Raw genomic sequence first — 22242 nt, forward strand, 5'->3', positions numbered from 1 at the left:
CTATGCACATTTTTTATGTTCGAGTATGCTAGCACTAACTGAAGTTGAGAATTGTGTTTCAATGGTATTGACCATCAGTTGCCAGCTAACTTCAGTTAAGCCCGCTCGTGTAAGAATAGGTTCACTATTAGCCGAAATAGAACCTGGTTTATCTTGCCGTATACTCCTACCAGTATCATCCACCAGTTGAAGATAATCTTTTAATTCAAAGCGTAACCCTATGTGAGTACGTTCTCGCGAGCCAATAAAAGGCATCAGTTTTTTAGGTTGAACATTATTTTTCACGGCTTTAATGCGACGCTTTATACTCGTATGTGGTGATGTCTCGAGCGTTTTCGCTACACCAGCTCGAATAGGATTCAAGTCGACATAGGCCATGCAGGCTAGAAGGGCTGCTTCATCAAGTAAAGCCTGAGATTTGAACCTGCCCTCCCAAAAGTGCCCGGTACATTCATCTTCCTTATTCGCCATACGAGCTATGTATTCGTTGAGCAAACGCATAAACCAACTGATGCTATAAAGTCGCTGGCGATAAACCTTCACTAAAGCTTCTACGCTCTTCAACTCTGCTTCCGACAAGGTATGGCGTTGCTTGGTGTCTACATAGCGACGACTGAGTACCGTCCCCTTGTGAAACCTATGCCAACGTGCAAGTACTTCATCATTATTCAGTGCTAGAGCTTTGGCCTTGTTTACGTGCAGTACTAAGTGCGTATGATTACTCATAATAGCAAATGCACAAATATCGATAGCAAAAGAAGTGGACAGTTTTAGCGCCCTATCTTCAATAACTTGGCGCCTATGCTCGTAGCATTTACCAGTCAACTCATCTACCCCACACAAATATGCACGGCGAACACACCGCGAGACACAATGATAATAGGGCGTGCTTTCTAAACAAATAAGGGATTTACGTGGCTGTGGCATAACAATAAAACATTCTTTAATAGTCTCACTATTGTGCACAGTGTTGAAATAACTGGTACTGGCCGAAGGGCTAGAATAGATATTACTTTTAAACAAATTTTATAAGAGACACGAGAAGTGCCTGTCACGTTAATGCTCGTTATTGCTGTGCCTGTCTCGAAACAAGTGTTATAAGAGACACGAGAAGTGCCTGTCATGTCAATGCTGTGCCTGTCTCGTTAATGGTCTCGTTAATGCGCTTCAATGCGTCAATGCTGTCATGAAAAACAGCAGTCCAGCGCGTTTGAAACTCATTTAAACGCAAACAATTCAAACACTTCATTATCGCTTATTCCATCTAAGTTTAATCCTTAACTGCCTGTCTAATGTATACTTTAGTCGTACCCTAAAAAACAAATAGTTAAATACACCTGCCTACCTATATAACGATAAAGGGTGATCGCTAAAGACATAAACTCAGGAACACACATGAAACTATTCCCGATTTCGGCCCTTGCTGGCGCCGTTATATTTTCTCTTCCAAACTCATTGTCAGCACAAGAAGCTAACTCCGAGATAGCAGATACCTTTTCTGAAGAAGCAGAACAAATTGTAATTTTAGGTAGCCGCCGCCCAGGACGCTCGGTGGTAGAAAGCAATGTACCTATTGACCTTATCGGCGAAGATACGTTGCAAGCTGGCGGTTTTACAGATATAAGCCGTCAACTCCAAAACGTGGTCCCCAGCTTTAACTACTACCAGCCATCACTCGTAGACGGTACTGAACACATTAAGCCAGCCTCTTTGAGAGGGCTAGCGCCAGACCAAACGCTAGTGCTACTCAATGGGCGCAGATTCCACTCTAGCGCCATTCTTAATTTAAATGGCACGGCTGGCAGAGGCTCTGTGTCTGTCGATTTAAATGCCATTCCTTCTGCTGCCATTAAACGCGTAGAAATTTTGCGCGATGGCGCAGCTGCACAGTATGGCTCAGACGCCATTGCCGGTGTTATCAACATCATTACAAAGGATGACAGCGAAGGTGGTGCTATCAGCGTTTCTGGTGGAAGTTATTACACCACAGTAGATGGCGTACCAGAACTTGTCGGTGTCCAAGTGGACGACACTGGCGCAGTAGTAGGAAATGGCAGTAGCCGTGTTGCTGGGGTTTATGGTGATGACATTAGCCGCAACGACGGTGAAAATTACACGATTTCCGGCAATTGGGGCTTGCAGTTAAGCAGCGATGGCTATGTGAATATCAGCGCTGAATACGCGCACGCAAACAGAACAAGTCGCGGTGGATACGACGATGGCGATACTTACCCTAAAAACGAAGATGGTAGTTTTGATTTAAGAGAAATAGATGCTGATCGCGACCGATTTTATTATGGCCTCCCCGAAACAGAGAGCTATACCCTGTTAGGTAGCGCTGGTTATGTTTTCAACAACGGAATTGAAGCTTACTCAACGGTAACTTTTCAAGACAAAGATAGCCTTTCTGGCGCGTTTTACCGGGAGGCATCTGATGAAGCCTTGCTAATTCAGGAAATCTACCCGGATGGATTTACCCCACGAATATTAGCAGAAATTAAAGACTATTCCGTACTCGCAGGCATTAAGGGCAGTGCTGATATTTGGGATTATAATGCCAGTGTGGTAACCGGCAAAAATACCGTTGACTATACAACCAGCAATACCGCGAATGCGACTTACTTGTTAGATACACCCACTCGCTTTTATGGCGGTGAGTTAGCAAGCACTCAAACAACCTTAAGTTTTGATGCTTCTCGCTATATCGACCTTGACAGCCTCTATTCGCCTATTTCCTTTGCTATGGGTATTGAGTACCGCCAAGACGCTTTCCAAATTACCGCTGGGGATGAAGAGGCGTACACTAACCGTCAAATGACAGACGAAAGTGGCAACCCCATATTTGATGAGAGCGGAAACCCTGTTTACCCCACTAACAGTCTTTTTGCACAGGGCGCTATTTACTTCTCTGATGCTGCTGAAGTGGACGAAGACAGGCACGCGTACGCATTTTATGTTGATGTAGATAGCGATATCACAGAGGCATGGAATATTGCGTTAGCAGGCCGCTTTGAGGATTACTCGGATTTTGGTACCACGCTTAACGGCAAAATAGCAACGCGTTATACCTTTAATGACGGTTTCGCATTGCGAGGCTCAATTAGCTCGGGCTTTAGAGCACCATCTCTACAGCAGCAATTCTACACTTCAATTTCAACAAACTTTGTGGATGGCGTAGCCTATGAAGTAGGAACCATAGCGTCAACTAGTGCCGCGGCCGTTGCCCTAGGCGGGGAACAGCTGGATGCGGAAGAGTCGACTAACTACTCCATTGGCTTTACTTGGACAGTCACAGATAAGTTAAACATAACGGCCGATGCATATCGCATTGAAATAGACGATCGCATTGTGCTTTCAGAAACGCTAGGAGACAGTGACGACGAAGCGGTTATTGTGCAACAGGTGTTTGCCGACAATAATATCGAAGGCGTAGGCGCTGTTCGCTTTTTCATGAACGGTGTTAACAGCGTAACCGAAGGCGTTGATGTAGTGGCTAACTATACGGCAGGTACAGTGCTAAATGGCGATTTAAGCTTAAGCCTAGGCGCTAACTATAACAACACCGATGTGAGTGATGTGGTTGCCACGGCAGGGCCTAGCGATTTATTTGAACCTGATCAACTCTTTGCACGAAGAGAAAGAGAACGGCTAGAAAATGCAGCGCCAGAAGTTAAAGCTAACCTTACTGCCAATTGGCGCGGCGACGCGTTATCACTTATGTTCAGAACGAACTACTATGGTGAAGTCACTCAACCTGGTACGACTCAAGAAGGAGATGTCACCGTAGACGCCGCATTTATTGTTGATGTGGAAGCAGGTTATCTGTTTACCGACAATCTAGAAGGCAAAGTGGGCGTTAACAATTTACTCGACAAATATCCAGAGTCAGCGGTGATTACCGATCAGCCCAATCCAGGTCAGTTTGATTACATCATTCCATTCCCTAACTTTTCGCCTTACGGTTTCCAAGGCCGTTACGCTTATGCCAAAGTCACCTACTCTTTTTAAATAAAGCGTTAAAGGCACAAAAAAGCCCCGCGCGAAAAATGATTAGCGTGGGGCTTTATTATCATTGTGCGATAGCGTTATTTATAGGCCGAAATGAATAAGCACCAAGTTTGCAATGGCAGCCATAAGCATAGAAGCAAATGTAAGCATCATGCCCGCGATACGTTGCCAACTTGCACCAGCGTGTTGACGCAAACCATAGGCATGCAATACTCGCCCAAATAACAATGCGGCTGCTAATCCATGGACTATCCATCCCTGCCCCGTATTCGCTTCAAAGCAAGCAATCATTATAAGGGTAATAGGTACGTATTCACTAAAGTTGCCATGAGCTCTAGTTAAGCGTTTTAGATCTTCATTTCCCCCGTCTCCCAAGCTGATTTGGGCTGACCGCCGTACGCCAATGACAAGAAACGACAGGTATATGTAGCATATTCCCAATAAGCTTACATAGAAGGCCGTAATAGGTAACACCATTTAGCTACTCCAATTAGTCTTTTTATCTTTTATGATTAAACGTTATTCAAGTCCCACTTACAAGTAACAAAAAAGGCCGCTAATGCGACCTTCTTCAACTTCATTACCCGTTAGCCGAGACGTTTGGCCAACTCAGCGCTAACTTCGTCTACTGGGCGTGTGCCGTCTAACTTATGATATTCACAGTTACCGGCTTCTGCCTCTGCGCTGTAATAATTAACCAGCGGCTTCGTTTGCTCATGGTATATAGCAAGACGTTTACGCACCGTTTCTTCTTTATCATCATCACGAATGATTAAATCTTCACCGCTAACGTCATCTTTGCCTTCTTCTTTAGGCGGGTTGTATACTACATGATACACACGGCCTGACGCTGGGTGAACACGACGTCCGCCCATACGCTCAACTATAACGTCGTCAGGCACGTCAAATTCGATACAGTGATCCACTTTAACGCCTGCCTCTTTCATGGCGTCGGCTTGTGGAATTGTACGAGGGAAACCGTCTAGTAAGAAACCGTCTTTGCAGTCATCTTGTGCAATGCGCTCTTTAACCAAGCCAATGATGATATCGTCAGAAACTAACTTACCTTCATCCATAACTTGCTTGGCTTTTAGGCCTAATTCTGTACCCGCTTTAATTGCCGCACGAAGCATATCGCCCGTGGAAATTTGTGGAATACCATATTTGCCCATTAAAAACTGAGCTTGTGTGCCCTTACCCGCGCCAGGAGCGCCGAGAAGAATAATTCGCATGTGTGCGTTCTCCGCTTATGATTTTGAAACTTTTTCACCTTCGGCACTTTACACATTCAACACCACAGTGACAAGTAGAAGGCTACGGCTAATTTTAAACTTAAGACTAATGGCGAATATATGTACAAGTTATATTGCGTATGAACGGGTGTTGTTTTGTTATATTGCGCTCTACGCCAAGCATAAACCCACCATTTTTAATTTACTTAACTAATTAATTTAAATGGATTTTTATAACACTTCCATAAAATAATAATCCACACAAAGAAAAAGCGAGCTATTTGCTCGCTTTTTACTAATCAATTAATGATTACAAGCCTTATTTAGCTAACTTCATTAACAGACTGTTCAGGTTTTGAACAAACGTTGAAGGATCTTTTAAGCTTCCCTGTTCAGACAATGCGGCTTGGTCGAATAATACGCCAACCCACTCGTTGAAAAGTGCCTCATCTTGCGTATCAGCTAGCATTTTAACCAGCGCGTGCTCAGGGTTAAGCTCTAGATGATACTTCACATCAGGTACAGTCTGCCCAGCAGCTTGCATCAACTTCATCATCTGCGTAGTCATGCCATTGTCGTCTGCTACAATACAAGCAGGGGAATCAGTGAGACGGTGAGTAAATTTAACCTCGCCTACCTTATCACCAAGGGCAGTTTTCGCTCGCTCAAGCAAGCCTTCAACTTCTTTTTCAGCTTCTTCTTTCGCTTTCTTAGATTCTTCGTCTTCAAGGTCGCCTAAATCTAAGTTAGCTTTAGCGATAGAAACAAACTGTTTTTCACTGAATTCAGTAAGGTGAGACATCAACCATTCGTCGATACGCTCGCCCATTAACAGAACTTCAATGCCTTTCTTGCGGAAGATTTCCAAGTGAGGGCTAGACTTCGCTGCCTGCAAGCTGTCTGCGGTCACGTAGTAAATCTTATCCTGACCTTCTTTCATACGCTCGATGTAATCAGCAAGAGATACTGTTTGCGCATCAGAATCAGCGTGCGTTGATGAGAAACGTAGTAGGCCTGCAATTTTCTCACGGTTACTAAAGTCTTCCGCTGGGCCTTCTTTTAGCACATTACCAAATTCATTCCAGAATGACTGATACTTTTCAGCATCATTTTTCGCCATTTTCTCAAGCATCTGAAGCACACGCTTAGTACAACCTTGGCGAAGGGTCTGGGTAATTTTGTTGTCTTGAAGAATTTCACGAGAAACGTTTAGCGGTAAATCGTTACTATCAAGTAACCCTTTCACAAAACGCAGGTATGTTGGCATGAACTGCTCTGCGTCATCCATAATGAATACGCGTTGCACATACAACTTTAAGCCATGATTCTGGTCACGGTTCCACATATCAAATGGCGCTTTTGAAGGAATATACAATAAGCTAGTGTATTCCGTTTTACCTTCTACTTTATTGTGCGCCCATGCTAGAGGATCGGTAAAATCGTGTGAAATGTGCTTGTAGAATTCATTGTATTCTTCATCTGAAATATCAGATTTTTCACGAGTCCACAGGGCCGTTGCCTTGTTAACAACTTCCCATTCACCTGGCTGAGCTTCAATCTTCTCGCCATCAGGGCCTTCGCTTTCAGGCACTTCGTCTTTCCACATCTGTACTGGGATGCTGATGTGATCAGAATACTTACTAATAATGGAACGCAGACGCCAAGCATCAGCAAACTCTTTTTCGTCTTCACGTAGGTGAAGCACAATTTCAGTACCGCGTGTGGGCTTGTTAATTTCGGCGATGGTGAATTCACCTTCCCCTTCAGATACCCATTCAATGGCTTCTGCTGCATCAGTGCCAGCAGCACGAGTACGAACCGTCACCTTATCCGCTACAATAAATGCCGAGTAAAAACCAACACCAAATTGGCCGATAAGTTGAGAGTCTTTGGCGTTGTCGCCAGAAAGCTTGCTAAAGAAGTCCTTAGTACCAGACTTTGCGATGGTACCTAAGTTAGCGATAACCTCATCTCGGGTCATCCCGATACCATTGTCCGCAATGGTTACCGTGCTAGCTTCTTTATCAACACTAATTTTAACCGCAAGATCGCCGTCATTTTCATAAAGACTGCCGTCTTCCAATGCGCGAAAACGGAGCTTATCTGCTGCGTCAGCGGCATTTGACACTAACTCACGAAGAAAAATTTCTTTATTCGAGTACAAAGAGTGAATCATCAGATGAAGTAACTGCTTTACTTCCGTCTGAAAACCGTGGGTTTCTTTATGGGCTGCTTCAGCCATAATCCAATATCTCCTCGTTGAATGGATCACATTACTCTCAGACAGGTAGGGTCTGTGAGCGTGTTTTTCAACAGTAAAGGTAAAAAATTATGACGAAAAGTGAGTATTAGGTTGCTAAATGAAGGCGCTTGAGGGAAAGCTATAACTTTCGGCGCCCTGAAAACGCATGTGTAAGGGTGTTTCCATCAATATATTCTAGCTCCCCACCAACGGGGACCCCATGGGCAATTCGTGACGCATCAATATTGTGACTAGCACACACTTGACCAATATAGTGTGCTGTGGCCTCCCCTTCCACGGTGGGGTTGGTTGCTAAAATCACTTCGTTAATGCCCCCAGCAGACAGACGCCTCTCAAGCTCATCTAAGCCTATTTCGTTCGGCCCTACACCATCGATAGGCGATAGATGCCCCATCAACACAAAGTATTGGCCTTTGTAGCTCAAGGTTTGCTCAATAGCCAAAACGTCTTGTGGGCTTTCTACAATGCACAGAAGCCCGCTTGCTTCGCGTTCAGGGTGACGGCAAATTTCACACAGTGCATCCTCTGTAAACGTTCTGCAGCGTTCACAATGGTGTATATGCTCCATAGCGTTATGTAAAACATTGCTTAAGTCCAGCGCACCAGTACGATTGCGCTCCAACAGATGAAATGCCATCCGCTGTGCGCTTTTTTGCCCTACACCAGGTAGACAGGTTAAGGCTTGAATGAGTTCGGTAAGTAAAGGGCTAAACTTCATAATGGCTGTATGGATTTGTCACGATTTGAGTGTGCGCAATGGTCGCATTTAACGATGCCCCATTCAACTGATTCGCGTAAGTAAAACCGCGTGAAAGTAATATATTTTAGCCACGTTCAGTTTACATTCATTTTCACGTAACTATAGTTCCTTATCGTTTTACCCCCTATAGCTAGTAGGGCTACCATTTTCTCGAAAAAGGATATTTTATGAAGTTTCGTCGTCCCCTCATGTGTGCCATTGTACTATCAACTTCTCTTACAACCCCTCTTGCGTTAGCTCAAACCGCGCAAATTCATCACGAAGTTAGCCTAGGTATCTCTGATATCAAAGACGCAGACGATAAATTTCTGGGTGTAGGTTACCGCTATTATTTCGATACTGTGAATATGGCTACTCAGCCTTGGGCGATAAGCCCCTACCTTCAGCGCGCTAACAATGCATCGGTAAACTATTTTGCTATCGACGACCTAAACAGTATCAATATAGATGGCGAATGGTTTTATTCTGATACTCTCATAGTGCGTGGTCGCTATGGGAGGATTTCCGACGAAAGGAATTTATCTGATGTTACTCAGCAACGGGTAGGCATCAGTTTGTCCACCTTTGCCAACGACCACTGGGAATACGGTGCAGGTATCGATCTTTTCGATATTGAAGAAGCGTTTTACGCTTATGATGACCCAACAACAAGATATAAAGCTGATGATAACGAACTCAGTTTCAGTATCTTTGCTAGGTATACCAGCTTTGGAGGGACAGCAAAAAGCTTCACGCCAGGGTGGGATATCGCGATGAAAGGCACTCACTTCGACGACGAATTTTCAATTGAGATTGACGCAGATTACTATCTTAAACCCAATTGGAGTGTGGGTGTCGCTGCACTGTATGAAAACCATGACGGCTACAGTTCAGAGAACCTAGTCGAATTAGGTACCAACTATTGGTTTAACCCTTATTCATCGCTTAGATTTGGCCTAGGATATGATACAGACGATGGCGATTTAGGTTCTATTACGCTGTTAGGCACTTTCAGGTTTTAATAAGGTTTATTCCGCAGGATTACTTGGCGAAGAAGTCCGTATGGGCTGCTTCGCCACTTTATCGAGCTCGATCTTGTAGGCATTGCCGCCAATGAGCCCTTTGAATTCTTCATCGGTAAATACCAGCGTATTGTTGTCGTAAAAGGTAACGGCCTCTTTTTGTGTAATTAACCCTAAATCTATTCTGTAAATATCGCCTGAGAAAAATCGGTCTGACGGAAAATTCTCGAATAGCCATATTGACGTTGAGTCTAACAATACTAACCTTTTTCTGTCTGGACTGATGGCTGCTGAAGTAATCCAACATAACTTTTCCAATGTCGTACAGGTTTTAAAAGCATCTATCTTTTCAGCATTAAAATTTGCCGCATGATCTCCTACTTTATACACATTTGTAATACCATCAAATGGCGCAGTTCGATTCTTAGTAAATAAGTAGAGGTTGTGGTCAAACTCAATAAAGGCTTCTAAATCAAAGTTCTTTTGGTGAGGTTCTACGGGTGTACCATCCATTTCTGGGTAGGTAAATTTAATAATTTCTGCTTCTGTTGTGTCTGTCTTTATATCTATGGGGTTTTCAATTTTATATATGGTTAACCATCGCCTGTTATTTTCATTGTTGCCGAAATCGCCTAGAAAAAAATGACCAAACTCGTTTTGTGTCATGTCTTCCCAATCGATATTTTTTGCATTGGTTACCGTCACTTCCCTAGCTACTGAACCATCATCATTCAACATATAGAGTTTAGGCCCGTCCCCGCTATCGTTAATGGCCCAAAGACGTAATTTCTTATCAAACTCAATACCCGAAATTTCACGCACCTTTGGGTCAATATCATGCTGCTTTTTGCTATACAAAGAATACGCAGCCCCCACCGTGAACAACATTGCCATGCAAGCTAACAGTAGAGATATGAGTACAACGGGCTTTTTAATCATGCAAATACACATCCTTGTTTACGCGTGACATTTTCGCGACCATGAATGACTGTCTCAACCCGTGTTGCCAATAAAAAAGCAGTTAAGTTAACGGCGTGTTTACTTAACTGCTTCTGGTACGTATCGGGAACGCTGAGTCTGACTAAAAACCTCTTAAAACGGCATTTTGAAGCCCGGAGGTAAAGGCATGCCTCCAGTCACATCACCCATTTTTTCTTTGCTGGTTTCTTGCACGCGACGTACCGCATCGTTAAATGCTGCGGCAACTAGGTCTTCAACCATATCTTTGTCGTCGTCCATCAAAGAATCGTCAATATCAACACGACGCACGTTGTGGTTACAGGTCATTGTCACCTTAACCATACCTGCGCCCGCTTCACCGGTAACCTCTAGGTTCGCTAAGTCGTCTTGTACTTTTTGCATGCGCTCTTGCATTTGCTGCGCCTGCTTCATGATATTACCCATTCCACCTTTAAACATATTTTATCTCGCTTCGTTTTGGTGTTAATTGAAACTGTTATCTCGCCTTTACCGTGTCGGTAACAATAGATGCATCAAACATTGATAACAGCGCTTGAATTTTTTCGTCACTTTCTAAAACTTCATGCGCATAGGCTTCGCGCATTGCTACTATTTCTTGTTGAAGTGAATATGGTGTCTGAGCAGGGTTGCCCAATACTATTTCGATTTCCACCTGTTCACCTAACGTATGGTGTAGTGCATCCAACAATTGTTTTTTGGCACTCTCATTAAGTAAATGCGCCTGACTGTTGTCAATTTCAAGCGTAACCTGACCGTTGTTTTTACTGAAAGAGGCATGCAACACAAGCTGCTTTAATAACCCCGCCAGCGGCATTTGCTCAACCAGGTAGCTCCATTTATCTATTTGACTGGCATGCACCAGTTTTTTACCGTCTTCTAAATACGCCGTTAACTGTCCCTTATACTGCTGAGGCGCTACACCAGTATCACTTGCTTCACTAGGTTGTAGCGGGTCGCTCGACATTTGCGAATCAACGCTATTTTCATTACGCGGCATGTTCGCATGAGGCTCACTCTCGTGAGCAAAAGGCGCATGCGATTGTGACGTTACTAGGTCTTCTTCGGTCTGCACTTGTCTTGATGGCGCCTCTACCTGTGCAGGCTCAGCCATAGACTGAGACGATGGGTTGTCGTCTCCCTTAGACTCTGTTGCCCAAGGTGGCGAATCATCCCCTAAATCTGGTGTATGCGGCGCGTTTTCCTTCGCCACAGGTTCTTGCGCTGCTTGTGTGATATCCTGCGCGCCATTGCCTCTGCTAAGTCGGTTAAACAAGCCGTCGTCTTTGTCATTTTTGGCGGCTTTCTTGGTACTTTCAGCTGCACTTTCAACTTTTTGCTGCTTTAATTTCTGTCGCAGTGCCAACATATCCGCCGTTGACGTAAGCTGCGCATCGTTATCACCATGCTGAAGGGCTCCGTGTGACGTGTCACTTAAATGCTCAGCATCTGCATTTTTTTCAGTGGCCTCATTGATATGCACAGGCTCTTGATAGCCAAACTCTCCCTCAAACATGCCTGTCTCTTGTGGAGGAAGATCGTCATGATAAGCATCTAACGGCGGCGTATCATTGAACGGTGATTCATCACTTGGCGGCAATGTTTCCGGTGTCAACGCGGGTGATTGAGCTTCAGTAACAGGCTCATCAATTGGGGGTGCTTGTTCTGGCTGTGTTGGGGCGGCACCAGATTCCTCAGGTGTTAACTCAACTGGCTGTGGCTCAACTGGCTGTGTAAGAGTGGTTTCTGACTCTGGCGTTAAAGAGGATTGCTCGTCACTGTGAGAGGCTTGGCGTTGACTGACAGATGAAGATTCCTCGGCTGGCTTTTCAGCTACCACGGCGCTGCTTGCCTCTGAAGCAGTTATTGCAGAGACTGGCGAGTTAAGTTGGGACTTTCCCGTACTGATAATCTCCTCTGTGTCGGAGATGGGTTCGTTCGGTGCAAATGTCATCATTCGCATTAGCGTCATTTCTAACGCACTTCGCCCGTCTAGCGCTAATGGTAAATCTTTACGCCCCTGCAGCGCAATCTGGTAGAACAGTTGCACTTGCTCTGGCGCTATACTTTTCGCCAGTTGAAAAATAGCCTTGGCTGAGGTGGTTTCTAGCTTACATACATCAGGCACCCACTGAGTAAGAGCAATTTGATGTAAGGTGCTGGCTAATTCTCCAAGTACTTGACTGTAATCTGGTGCTTGCTCAGCAATATCCTGCACTAACTGCATAACATCAGTAGGCGTTTTAGTTACCACTGCGTGTAACAACTTCACCAATTGATTTTTATCCATGAGCCCTAGCATGTCGGTAACCACCGACGCGATCACCGCATTGCCCCCTTGAGCAATAGCTTGGTCGGTAAGGCTTAGTGCGTCACGCATACTGCCTTGTGCTGCACGTGCTAATAGCGCTAACGCTGAAGGTTCAAACGGCAGCGACTCTTCCTGTAAAATATGCGTTAATTGCCCAACTATTTGCTCCCGCGAAAGCGCCTTCAAATTAAACTGAAGACAGCGCGACAAAATAGTAATCGGCAATTTTTGCGGATCGGTGGTTGCTAACAGAAATTTAACGTGCGGAGGTGGCTCTTCAAGCGTTTTCAGCAAGGCGTTGAAGCTATGCTTTGATAGCATATGAACTTCATCGATAAGATACACCTTATAACGGCCGCGGGTTGGCTTATATTGTACGTTATCGAGTAATTCTCGGGTATCTTCAACCTTAGTGCGCGATGCCGCATCTATCTCTAGCAAATCAACATAATTACCATGCTCAATTTCTTTGCAGGTATTACATTGACCACATGGATTCGCACCTTGCCCTTCTTCGCAATTTAAGCTTTTAGAAAAAATTCGAGCAATGGTGGTTTTGCCCACGCCACGGGTACCTGTAAACAGGTACGCATGGTGAAGCCTATCATTATCAAGCGCGTTTGAAATAGCAGAAACGACATGCTCTTGCCCTACCAGTTCACTGAACTTACCTGGGCGCCATTTCCGTGCTAATACCTGATAACTCATTGCCTGTTATTTAATCCTTATTCGCCTTCAAACTCGCATAGACTAAAGCTTTCCACGCCAATTTGGTCAAGTTTTTCACGTCCACCTAAATCGGGTAAATTGATAATAAAGCCAGCATGCTCCACCTCTCCACCTAAACGGCGAATTAGCTTTGCTGAAGCGGCAATGGTGCCACCTGTTGCGAGTAAATCATCAATAAGAAGTACTTTGTCGCCAGGTTGAATGGCGTCTTTGTGTATCTCTAAAGTATCAGTACCGTATTCCAGCTCATAACATTCACTCACCACTTCGCGAGGGAGTTTATTTGGCTTTCTTACAGGCACAAACCCAATGCCCATTTCTATGGCAAGAGGCGCACCGAATAAAAAGCCGCGAGCTTCGGTACCTGCAACTTTATTGAAACCCATGCCTTGATATTTTTCTAAAAGCAGGGAAATACAGCTGCTAAACGCTTTATGATCTTCTAAAACGCTTGTTACATCTCTGAATAAAATACCTGGCTTTGGATAGTCAGGTACGGTTTTTACTACTGATTTTATATATTCTGCAGTCACAATAATGCCTTGATTGTCTGCGTTATAACCAGAAGGTAAACCAGCCGCAGATGATATGCATCAGCGGGAACGCAAGTAAAGTTACTAATGAAGCGAGAAAGTACCACTTGTTGTAGACTTCTTTGAAATCTGAATTGTCAGCCATTTGCACTACCTAAACAATTTATGGAACCAAAAAATGGTGGTAAATGTTAATCGAAAGCACGCGCGATTGATAGCGTTAATCCAATCAAACGCTCACTTTCAGTACAAATTTTTAGGATCTTTTGAAGAAAGATTAAGCTTTGGTAAACAAAACCGTTTTTTGTAGTAAATCTGAAACGGTTTGATGTAAGCCATTCAGTAAATTTTGTGTCGGTATTTGCGGCAATTGTTCACAAAGTAGCTGCGCTAGTTGGGATAAAGCCACCCCATCTTCATATTGTATTATGGTGTTTAGCATAACGGCCGTTACCGGGTTAACCAGGGTAAACTGCACTTCACCCTGAACATCACGATAAACAAGATAATAGTTACGTTCCGCAGACGGATGCGCCGGAATAAAGTTCGCACCGATAAGATGTACAGGATAAGTATAGGAAGCCAAGGTTGCAAGGGGTGAAAAAAACAGTTTGTCGGTGTCTTTACAATGCGTTGACGGTGACACAGTGATAGAAGCATGACGAATACTGACGTCTAACTCAAGCCACTCATAGTGCGCTAACTCAGCTGCAAAGTTGGGTAACGAGAAAGGTAATGTGGGTTCAGTGGCCAAATAGGCGACGAACTCCTTACTTATTTCCACGAAATAGGGAGAATGGCAAGCGTGCTGATTGAAAAACTGCCTCACTAAGTGGTTCACATCATCACTTGACAATATTGAGGTTAAAACAGGGAATCCTGATAAAACGAAGCCTTTTACATTGTTAAAAAAAAGCGACTGGTAAATTGCCATTCTTCGCTTTTCGTCTTCATTTTTTGCCTGAAAGGTTGCTGGGTCTTTAATCGCTCGTACAAATGCGCTTTGTTGCTCTTTTAGTCCGTCGCTCATGCCTGCGCCTTCCCGGCAAATGATGTTTCATTTTTCACCAAAGTTTGAATGGCTTTAATTCGACGTACTTCATCAAGTAGATGGCCCAAAGGCGGTAAGTTAAAGTCGCGCTCTAAGAGGGTGGGAAATACACCGTGGGTACGATATGCATGGTCAAGTAACGCCCATACCGGTTCAATAACATCTGCTCCATGGGTGTCTACTTTTAAATCTGGGGCTTCGTCGAAATGCCCAGCAATATGCCCATACACTATTTTATTTGAGGGAAGTTTATCAATAAAGTCGTAAGCGTCGTAGCCATGATTCACGCTATTAACGTAGACATTGTTCACATCTAAAAGCATGAAAGCGCCGGATTCTGCAAGCACCGCATTTAAGAATTCAATTTCTAAAAGTGTTTGATTAGGCGCCATATAATAAGACACATTTTCCAACACCAATGGCCGTTCAATAATATCCTGAACCTGTTTTATTCTCTCAACGATGTGGTATACGGCTTCACTGGTAAAGGGAATGGGCATTAAGTCATACATATGACCTTGCCCAGAGCAATAGCTTAAATGTTCGCTGTACAGATCGATATTGTTCGCATCTAAAAACTGTTTGATGGATTTAACGAACCCCACATCAAGTTTATCTGTACTGCCAATAGACAGTGAAAGGCCGTGGGTTGTAAAAGGTGCCTGCGATATTGCCTGTTGAAATTTGCGCTGGTATGCACCACCAAGAGGGATCCAATTTTCTGGCGCCACTTCCCAAAAATCTACTTCTGAAGGCAGTATAGGTAAGATATCAGCGAGTAACTCCCTTCTAAAACCCAGTCCAGCCCCTTCAAGATTAAACATTCTTCGCCTCATAATAACTGGGTCATCTTATGATGACCCGAATTGTGCGCTACGCTTACATACTTCCGCAAGTACCTTCACCACATTTTCCTTCGCCACATTTCCCTTCTTTGGCTTTATTGGCATCGGCTTTCATGGACGCTTTATCTTCGCCACATTTGCCTTCTTTCATTTTTTTCGCTTTATCTTCGCCACACTTCCCTTCGCCACACTTGCCTTCTTTCATTTTTTTGGCTTTATCTTCGCCGCACTTTCCTTCGCCGCATTTACCTTCTTTCATTTTTTTGGCTTTATCTTCGCCACACTTGCCTTCAGGTGCAAACTGACTATAGCCGGATTCTAATGATTGAACCCCAAATGGATTTGCTTCAGCCAATGTTGACGTTGATGCCAACGAACCTAAAACCACGGCACCTAGCGCACAAGCCATAGATGTTTTGTTGATTTGTTTCATGGGAATACCCCTACTTGTCGTTATCAGATTAAGACGCGCTAAGCACGTGTATAAAATAAGACCCTATAAGCTTAATTCTTATTTCAAAAAGGGTTCACGATATATACATAAATATTATAGATGTCTAATAAGTATAATAATTTTATATATTCTGTTACATGTCAAACAAGCAAAATCCGTTTACGTTTTAATCAAATCAGGTTAGCTTAGAACCGCGTTATTAACCTTTAGTTGAATCTATAAATGGCTATTACACAGTTCTACCTGGGCGATTGGCAAGTCGAACCATCCTCTAATACCTTAAGACTCGGAAAATTTAAGCGAACCATTGAACCCAAAGCCATGGACGTTTTACTTCTACTTTGCCAGCAAGCTGGTGAGGTAGTAAGTGCCGACGATATTGTACGCCAATGTTGGCCCAACTCGCCCGTTGGCGACAACCCCATTCATAAAACCATTACTCAACTACGAAAAGCGTTAGACGACAAAGCCAGTGACCCACTATTTATTGAAACCATAAGAAAACGTGGGTATAGGGTTATTGCCGATGTGCAGTTTGTAGAAGACGAACAAACCCGTGCAGCAGAGACTAATTGGCAAGGTCAGTCCCCCTTCCCCGGCTTAACCGCGTTTACCCAGCAAGAAAGCCAAGTGTATTATGGCCGTAACGCCGCAGTGAAAAACTTACTTCACCGACTTGCCGAGCAATGCAACAGAAAACGCCCTTTTACCTTAATTATTGGCCCCAGTGGTTCAGGTAAAAGCTCGTTAGTGCATGCAGGGTTATTACCCAGGATGTTAAACGAAAAGGGGGCAAACGGCATACGTGCCTTCGACTACATCAGCATTGATTTTTCCGATATTCGCCCTGCTTACATTATTGAAGAGTTAGCCGCCTGCATGTTGGACTGGGACATTAATGATGCCCCTATGTTTGAGGGGGAGAGCGCAGACTCTTTAGCGATAAAGCTGACTACTCACCCTGATCAGATTATTCATAACGTAAAAACAAAGCTAAGCCAGAGCGCCCAGTACAACACCTTGGCCTACCCTTGTTTTGTGATTGTACTAGACCGACTAGAAGCTTATTTAGCCACCTCAGCGGTTAGCGTTAGCCAGCGAAACGCCGTATTTTCTCTGTTAGACACCTTGTCGCAAAGCGGTATATTTATGATATTGCTGGTATGTAGAAACGACTTTTACCACCAGTTAGCTGCCTACCCCACCCTAATGAAAAACAAAGAACGGGGCGCGCATTTCGACCTTACCCCACCATCCGCAGGCGAACTTAGCCAAATGATACGCCTACCCGCCATTGCCGCGGGTTTGAACTGGGAAGAAGACGACAACACAGATGTCACCCTAGACGACATTATTCTTACCGATGCCGCCGCTGAACCCGATTGCTTGCCTTTGTTGCAATATACGCTGCAAGAACTCTACTTACAGCGAAAAGACAACACGCTACTAGTAAGCACCTATAAGCAATTAGGCGGTATTGAAGGGGCGATTGGTCACAAAGCCGAACAACTTTTCCAGCATATGCCAGCTAAGGTACAAACCGCATTAGACCGCGTATTACCCTTGGTAATAACCCTTGCCAACGACGGTAATACGCTTACCAGCCGCACGGCCCTATGGAGTGAACTTACTAACGATAATGAAAAGCAGTTTGCAACCTTAATGGTAGAAAATCGGTTATTTGTATCGCATCTTTACCAAGATAAAGCGTGCTTTAAAGTCGCCCACGAAGCGGTACTTCGCCGCTGGCAGCGAGTACAAACGTGGCTGCGACAACACCAAAGTTCGTTAGTCAGTAAAAACCGCCTTGAACAGCAAACCAAACAGTGGCTGCAAGACAACAAAAGTAAGGCGTTTTTGCTGACCGAGGGTAAACCCTTAACCGATGCGCTGGCATTAAAAGGCGACACCAGCTTAAGCCTTTCCCAAGACGAACTTGCCCTCATTAAGGCATCACAAAAAACCGCCCAACGGAAACGAATTATTCGCCGAGTGACGCTGGCCGCGCTAGCGTGCTTAACGGTAGTTTCATTTGGTGCCATGCTACAAAGTCAGCAGTCCCAACACCTGGCCGAAAGAAAACGGCTAGAAGCCGAAAATCTAATGGGTTATATGATAGGTGACTTTGCCGATAAACTACGTAGCGTAAAACGCATGGATTTATTGGAAGGCATTAGCGAACAAGCACTGAGTTATGTTGAACAAGCTCAGCAAGCGAGTGAATATGGATTTTTTACCATTAGCCCGCCAAAAGCCAGTTTCGAACTTCGTTTTCAACATGCGCTTTCACTGCAAGCGATGGCCGAAGTACGATTTTACCGAGACGATACTGAAACCGCTAAACAATTGTATGAAGAGGCTGATAAACGTTTAAGTGCATTATTAGAAGACCAGCCCAATAACTTCGAATTGCTAAAAGCGGCGGGGGCAAATGCGTTTTGGTTGGGGCAAATAGCATTTGAAGCTCATGACTTGAGCTTTGCTAACATACAATTAAAGCGTTACTTAGATTTTAGTGAAAAAATGCTGACGCTAGAGCCTGAAAGTGATATCGCCTTAATGGAAGTAAGCTATGCGACTAACTCCATTGGCAGTCTCGCCTTTCGTCAATTAGATTTTGTACAAGCACTGTCGTTTTTTGAATCTTCCCTCGCCTACAAGCAACAGATACTTGAAAAGTCAGGGGGATCAATCTCGGCTGTTACAGCTGTAGCAGACACTTATTCATGGATTGCCTCTGCACTTATAAATCAAGGCAACATTGACATCGCCATATCAGTACTAGAAAAAGCAGAAAACATATTAACGAAACTGTTAGTCACGAACCCAGGAAACGCAGAGGTTATCGAAACTCTTTATTTTGTAAAATTGAATATTGCCGAAAGCAATGAGTTTATCAGAAACAGGCTCTTATCGGTAAAAAAATTAGAGGAAGCACAAAACCTACTAGCAAAAATTCTCGAGCAAGACAGTGACAATAGTTTGTGGAAATCACATTTTCTGCATGTTAAAACGCTTCTAGAATTTTATCAGTCACTACTTACATCCAATTCATTTCCAAATACTGCAACGTCTAGTATTGCCCTTAATGGAGTCTTGAACGAGAATACTCATATTAAAACAAAAACCTATGCCGCTCATTATTTTCAAAATAGTGAACAATGGCAGGTTAGCCAAGACTTGCTAACCTCATTGAACAAAGTTCACTCGCTAAAAGACGAAATTCAAGACGATATTCACGCTCAAACCATTAATACCGACGTTTTAATAAACTACACGCAATATTTGTTAGCCACTATTCGCCAAACCCATCACGAAAGCGGTGAAGATGCAAATAAAGTCCGGAATCAGTGTGAACTCCTATTTATGCTTACAAACAAAGTTATCGGCCAAAGTCACTACCCTTTGTTTTTGCAAGCTCATGTATTTGCAGGCTACTGCTTAAATAACCAAAGTGCGGTAGCCGAACAACGAAGGCAGCTTGCTTTAATGAAAGTACCTCTGCCCCATTATTTTACCAACATCAATAAGGAATTGATAAATGACAACAACACCACCAAATTATAACTACGATGTCACCGTTGACGCAAATGGCGCCTTTACCATAACGCCAATAGATGGGGCGCCAGATTCGCCAATTACCGTATCCGTGCCCAATACCACCATTACGTATACGCTAACCGACAACACTGCGAGCAATATGGTGTTTGTTTCTCCCGAAATAAGTGACGACCCAAATGGCGATTTAACCTGGCAAGTTACAAACAACGGAAAAAGCATAGTAATTACTGATTCTGACGCTAGTAAAGAGGACCATATTTGCGTAAAACTGGTTGCGGCGTTTGTTAGCCCAGATCCACAAATTAAAAATGATCCCCTTTAAAAAATAAAATCTATGGTTCTCCTTTCTATCTATATTCCCCCAACACGCTGAGCCAAACGGCCCAGCGTGTTGATTACGCAGTACAGAACAAGGAATGAATACGAAACGTTCACAACCACTCTATTTTATTACCGCAACACTCTTATTTTTGCTATCTTTCACCACAAACGTGCACGCCACAAGCGGCGAAACCAATACCCAAATCTTTACATTACAACTATGGGCACCCGATGAAGTGCCGCCCCCCGATGCCAAACATGTTGAAATTGGTGAGGGTTATTACTACCGCTATACACCAGAAGCCGTTAGCTTTACTGACAATACCAACCGCAAAGTAAAAATCACTTTCGATACTACCCTCGCCTCACGTTATCAATTTCGCTGGGTAACCGCAACAAGCCCGGGTGACGTTACGTTAGAAGAAAAAACTAATACGCTTATGAGGATTGCCATTGATGACGGTAACGACGTGGCAGACGATATTTACCTGGAAGTATGGGTTTTCGATACCCAAACCGGCGAACGGTTTATGTGTGACCCGCAAATACAAAACAAACCTGTTTAATGACTCATTAAGAGTATTTTTACAAATGAAGTTGTTTTACGTGTGACGCTCAACACGCTGGTCAAATAAGCTCAGCGTGTTTTATCTACCTCAATTTACAAAAAACAAATCTGGTCCCTGCCTTGAGACTTAGCTTGATAAAGTAAGGTATCAGCAGCATTCAATAACGATTCGGTATTGTTGTACCTACCTTCCATTTGAGTGGCCACCCCCATACTTACGGTAAGCTGCGACTCTTTTGTTACGGCAAATTGGCGGGTACTAAGCTGTGATATATGGCGCTTAATACGAATAGCCAACAACTGTGCTGTTTGCGGTGAACACTGAGGTAACACAAGTGCAAATTCCTCCCCGCCATAACGGGCTGCCAACGTATCCCGATTAGGCAAACTAAGGGAAATAGTCTCACCTATGCGTTTTAAGCAACGGTCGCCCGCTATGTGCCCGTACCTATCGTTAAAATTTTTAAAGTGATCAATATCAATAAAGATAATACTAAGAGGAAGATTATCTTGCTCGCAAATATTCCATTGCTTCGTTAAGTAGTCGGCAAAACGGTGGCGATTGGCAAGGCCGGTTAAATAGTCTGTATTGGCTTTTTGTTTAAGCAAACCGTACTCTGCTTTATGCAAAGTGAGATCACGCAAAATACAAAGAAATAATGTATTAGACGAAGACAATTCTTCGGGTAGCGTTGAAATAGACATCTCCACACTGATTGTCGGACTAAGGTCTGCTTTTAGGTTCAATTCTATAGGTGGTGAAGATATTGGATAGTGGCGCCCCTTTTCTAAACAGTCTATGAGCAGTGTTTGAGACTTCCCTTTTGCGTCAACGACCAACTCAAGTAAATTATGACCCAGTAGTCTATCTCGTTGTGCGCCCATTAAATTGGCAACCATAGGATTGAGCATTTCAATGACGCCAGATGAATCAATAACGATTACCGCTTCGTTAATAAAGTTTATCATTCGCGCTAATGATGAATCTTGATAAAAGTTAAACAGCTTTGGCGTTGGTCTAGTTTCTTTGTTTTTGTTAATCATCGAAGAGAACATCCTTTATTCACCTTTATAGAAATAGTTGATGAAACAAAGATTACGCTTTTTAAATATATGTATCCTTCCGAGCACCTTCGCTTTTAACACTCTGATTTTTATATAAAATAACCGAAAGGGAAGAGTAAAAAGCGAGTCAAATTAAGTAAAAAAGGCCAAAAGTACAAGAAAATTCTGAAAGAAAAATTCAATTGGTAGGAACTTTATCGGTAAAGTTTCGACCTTCGACAGGATAAGTATTATTCGTAGCTAGTGGAGGCAGAATACCTGAATAGAAATAAAGTTAATGGGGTCAGAGTACTTTATTGCGAATATCGTAAAAGTACTCTGACCCCATTATTTTTTCTTTTTATAAACGCCAGAAAGCAAAAAACCCGCCGTAAGGCGGGTTTCTTTAATAGGGACTTGGCAGTGTCCTACTCTCACATGGGGAAACCCCACACTACCATCGGCGCTAATACGTTTCACTTCTGAGTTCGGAATGGGATCAGGTGGTACCGTATCGCTATGGCTGCCAAGAAATTTGGTAACAATTTGGGAAAGTTTGATATTAATTCAATCAGTGAGTAAC

Annotated in this window: 18 protein-coding genes and 1 rRNA gene; 5 read left to right on the top strand and 14 right to left on the bottom strand. The window is 43.6% G+C overall.

Annotation, left to right across the window (positions count from 1 at the left end):
• Positions 1-927, bottom strand: coding sequence for a transposase (locus EP13_RS12010; protein ID WP_044057498.1), 927 nt, complete (start codon positions 925-927; stop codon positions 1-3).
• Between the two features lie 468 nt (positions 928-1395).
• Between EP13_RS12010 and EP13_RS12015 the strand changes: the two genes are divergently transcribed.
• Positions 1396-4008 carry a TonB-dependent receptor plug domain-containing protein gene (locus tag EP13_RS12015; protein WP_044057499.1) on the top strand — a complete coding sequence of 871 codons (2613 nt, stop codon included), beginning with the start codon at positions 1396-1398 and terminating at the stop codon, positions 4006-4008.
• 81 nt (positions 4009-4089) lie between these two features.
• Here the strand turns inward: EP13_RS12015 and EP13_RS12020 are convergent, their stop codons facing one another.
• The 4 genes from EP13_RS12020 to recR all read right to left on the bottom strand — a co-directional run bounded on the left by EP13_RS12020 (position 4090) and on the right by recR (position 8221).
• Entirely contained in the window at positions 4090-4485 is a 396-nt protein-coding gene (locus EP13_RS12020; RefSeq protein ID WP_044057500.1) for an MAPEG family protein, read from the bottom strand.
• Positions 4486-4595: 110 nt separating this feature from the next.
• A complete protein-coding gene (gene adk, locus EP13_RS12025; protein ID WP_044057501.1) occupies positions 4596-5240 on the bottom strand; it encodes an adenylate kinase in 645 nt (214 codons plus the stop codon).
• Between the two features lie 319 nt (positions 5241-5559).
• On the bottom strand, positions 5560-7482 hold the full coding sequence (htpG, locus tag EP13_RS12035) for a molecular chaperone HtpG (RefSeq protein WP_044057503.1): 1923 nt from the start codon (positions 7480-7482) through the stop codon (positions 5560-5562).
• 139 nt (positions 7483-7621) lie between these two features.
• The gene (gene recR / locus EP13_RS12040) at positions 7622-8221 is read right to left on the bottom strand and encodes a recombination mediator RecR (RefSeq protein WP_044057504.1); all 600 of its coding nucleotides are present in this window, start codon (positions 8219-8221) and stop codon (positions 7622-7624) included.
• A gap of 209 nt (positions 8222-8430) precedes the next feature.
• On the opposite strand from recR, the gene EP13_RS12045 reads away from it, so the two are divergent.
• Positions 8431-9264 (top strand): putative porin, encoded by an 834-nt coding sequence (locus EP13_RS12045; protein ID WP_044057505.1) that lies wholly within the window; start codon positions 8431-8433, stop codon positions 9262-9264.
• A 6-nt stretch (positions 9265-9270) separates the two neighbouring features.
• Here EP13_RS12045 and EP13_RS12050 read toward each other — a convergent pair whose 3' ends face one another.
• The 7 genes from EP13_RS12050 to EP13_RS12080 all read right to left on the bottom strand — a co-directional run bounded on the left by EP13_RS12050 (position 9271) and on the right by EP13_RS12080 (position 16144).
• Positions 9271-10158 (bottom strand): hypothetical protein, encoded by an 888-nt coding sequence (locus EP13_RS12050; RefSeq protein ID WP_375278307.1) that lies wholly within the window; start codon positions 10156-10158, stop codon positions 9271-9273.
• Between the two features lie 198 nt (positions 10159-10356).
• Positions 10357-10683: a YbaB/EbfC family nucleoid-associated protein gene (locus EP13_RS12055; protein WP_044057507.1), complete on the bottom strand. Its 327-nt coding sequence runs from the start codon at positions 10681-10683 to the stop codon at positions 10357-10359.
• A gap of 37 nt (positions 10684-10720) precedes the next feature.
• Positions 10721-13261 carry a DNA polymerase III subunit gamma/tau gene (dnaX, locus tag EP13_RS12060; RefSeq protein WP_044057508.1) on the bottom strand — a complete coding sequence of 847 codons (2541 nt, stop codon included), beginning with the start codon at positions 13259-13261 and terminating at the stop codon, positions 10721-10723.
• A gap of 17 nt (positions 13262-13278) precedes the next feature.
• Positions 13279-13815: an adenine phosphoribosyltransferase gene (gene apt / locus EP13_RS12065; protein WP_044057509.1), complete on the bottom strand. Its 537-nt coding sequence runs from the start codon at positions 13813-13815 to the stop codon at positions 13279-13281.
• Between the two features lie 277 nt (positions 13816-14092).
• On the bottom strand, positions 14093-14845 hold the full coding sequence (locus EP13_RS12070; protein WP_044057510.1) for an HvfC family RiPP maturation protein: 753 nt from the start codon (positions 14843-14845) through the stop codon (positions 14093-14095).
• Positions 14842-15690, bottom strand: a complete 849-nt coding sequence (locus tag EP13_RS12075) for an HvfB family MNIO-type RiPP peptide maturase (protein ID WP_044057511.1) — start codon at positions 15688-15690, stop codon at positions 14842-14844. Before EP13_RS12075 ends, EP13_RS12070 begins: the two co-directional genes overlap by 4 nt.
• A 55-nt stretch (positions 15691-15745) precedes the next feature.
• On the bottom strand, positions 15746-16144 hold the full coding sequence (locus EP13_RS12080) for an HvfA family oxazolone/thioamide-modified RiPP metallophore (protein ID WP_044057512.1): 399 nt from the start codon (positions 16142-16144) through the stop codon (positions 15746-15748).
• Between the two features lie 243 nt (positions 16145-16387).
• On the opposite strand from EP13_RS12080, the gene EP13_RS12085 reads away from it, so the two are divergent.
• From EP13_RS12085 to EP13_RS12095, 3 genes are all read left to right on the top strand, one after another.
• Positions 16388-19732, top strand: coding sequence for an nSTAND1 domain-containing NTPase (locus EP13_RS12085; protein WP_044057513.1), 3345 nt, complete (start codon positions 16388-16390; stop codon positions 19730-19732).
• The gene (locus tag EP13_RS12090; RefSeq protein ID WP_044057514.1) at positions 19707-20048 is read left to right on the top strand and encodes a DP-EP family protein; all 342 of its coding nucleotides are present in this window, start codon (positions 19707-19709) and stop codon (positions 20046-20048) included. Before EP13_RS12085 ends, EP13_RS12090 begins: the two co-directional genes overlap by 26 nt.
• 94 nt (positions 20049-20142) lie before the next feature.
• Positions 20143-20613 (top strand): hypothetical protein, encoded by a 471-nt coding sequence (locus tag EP13_RS12095; RefSeq protein ID WP_044057515.1) that lies wholly within the window; start codon positions 20143-20145, stop codon positions 20611-20613.
• Between the two features lie 95 nt (positions 20614-20708).
• On the opposite strand, the gene EP13_RS12100 is transcribed toward EP13_RS12095, so the two are convergent.
• Together EP13_RS12100 and rrf are read right to left on the bottom strand one after the other, a co-directional pair.
• Positions 20709-21659: a sensor domain-containing diguanylate cyclase gene (locus EP13_RS12100; protein WP_231497861.1), complete on the bottom strand. Its 951-nt coding sequence runs from the start codon at positions 21657-21659 to the stop codon at positions 20709-20711.
• Positions 21660-22074: 415 nt separating this feature from the next.
• Positions 22075-22190 (bottom strand): 5S ribosomal RNA (rrf, locus tag EP13_RS12105).
• Between the last annotated feature and the right edge of the window lie 52 nt (positions 22191-22242).

It is taken from the genome of Alteromonas australica, assembly GCF_000730385.1.
GTDB lineage: Bacteria > Pseudomonadota > Gammaproteobacteria > Enterobacterales > Alteromonadaceae > Alteromonas > Alteromonas australica.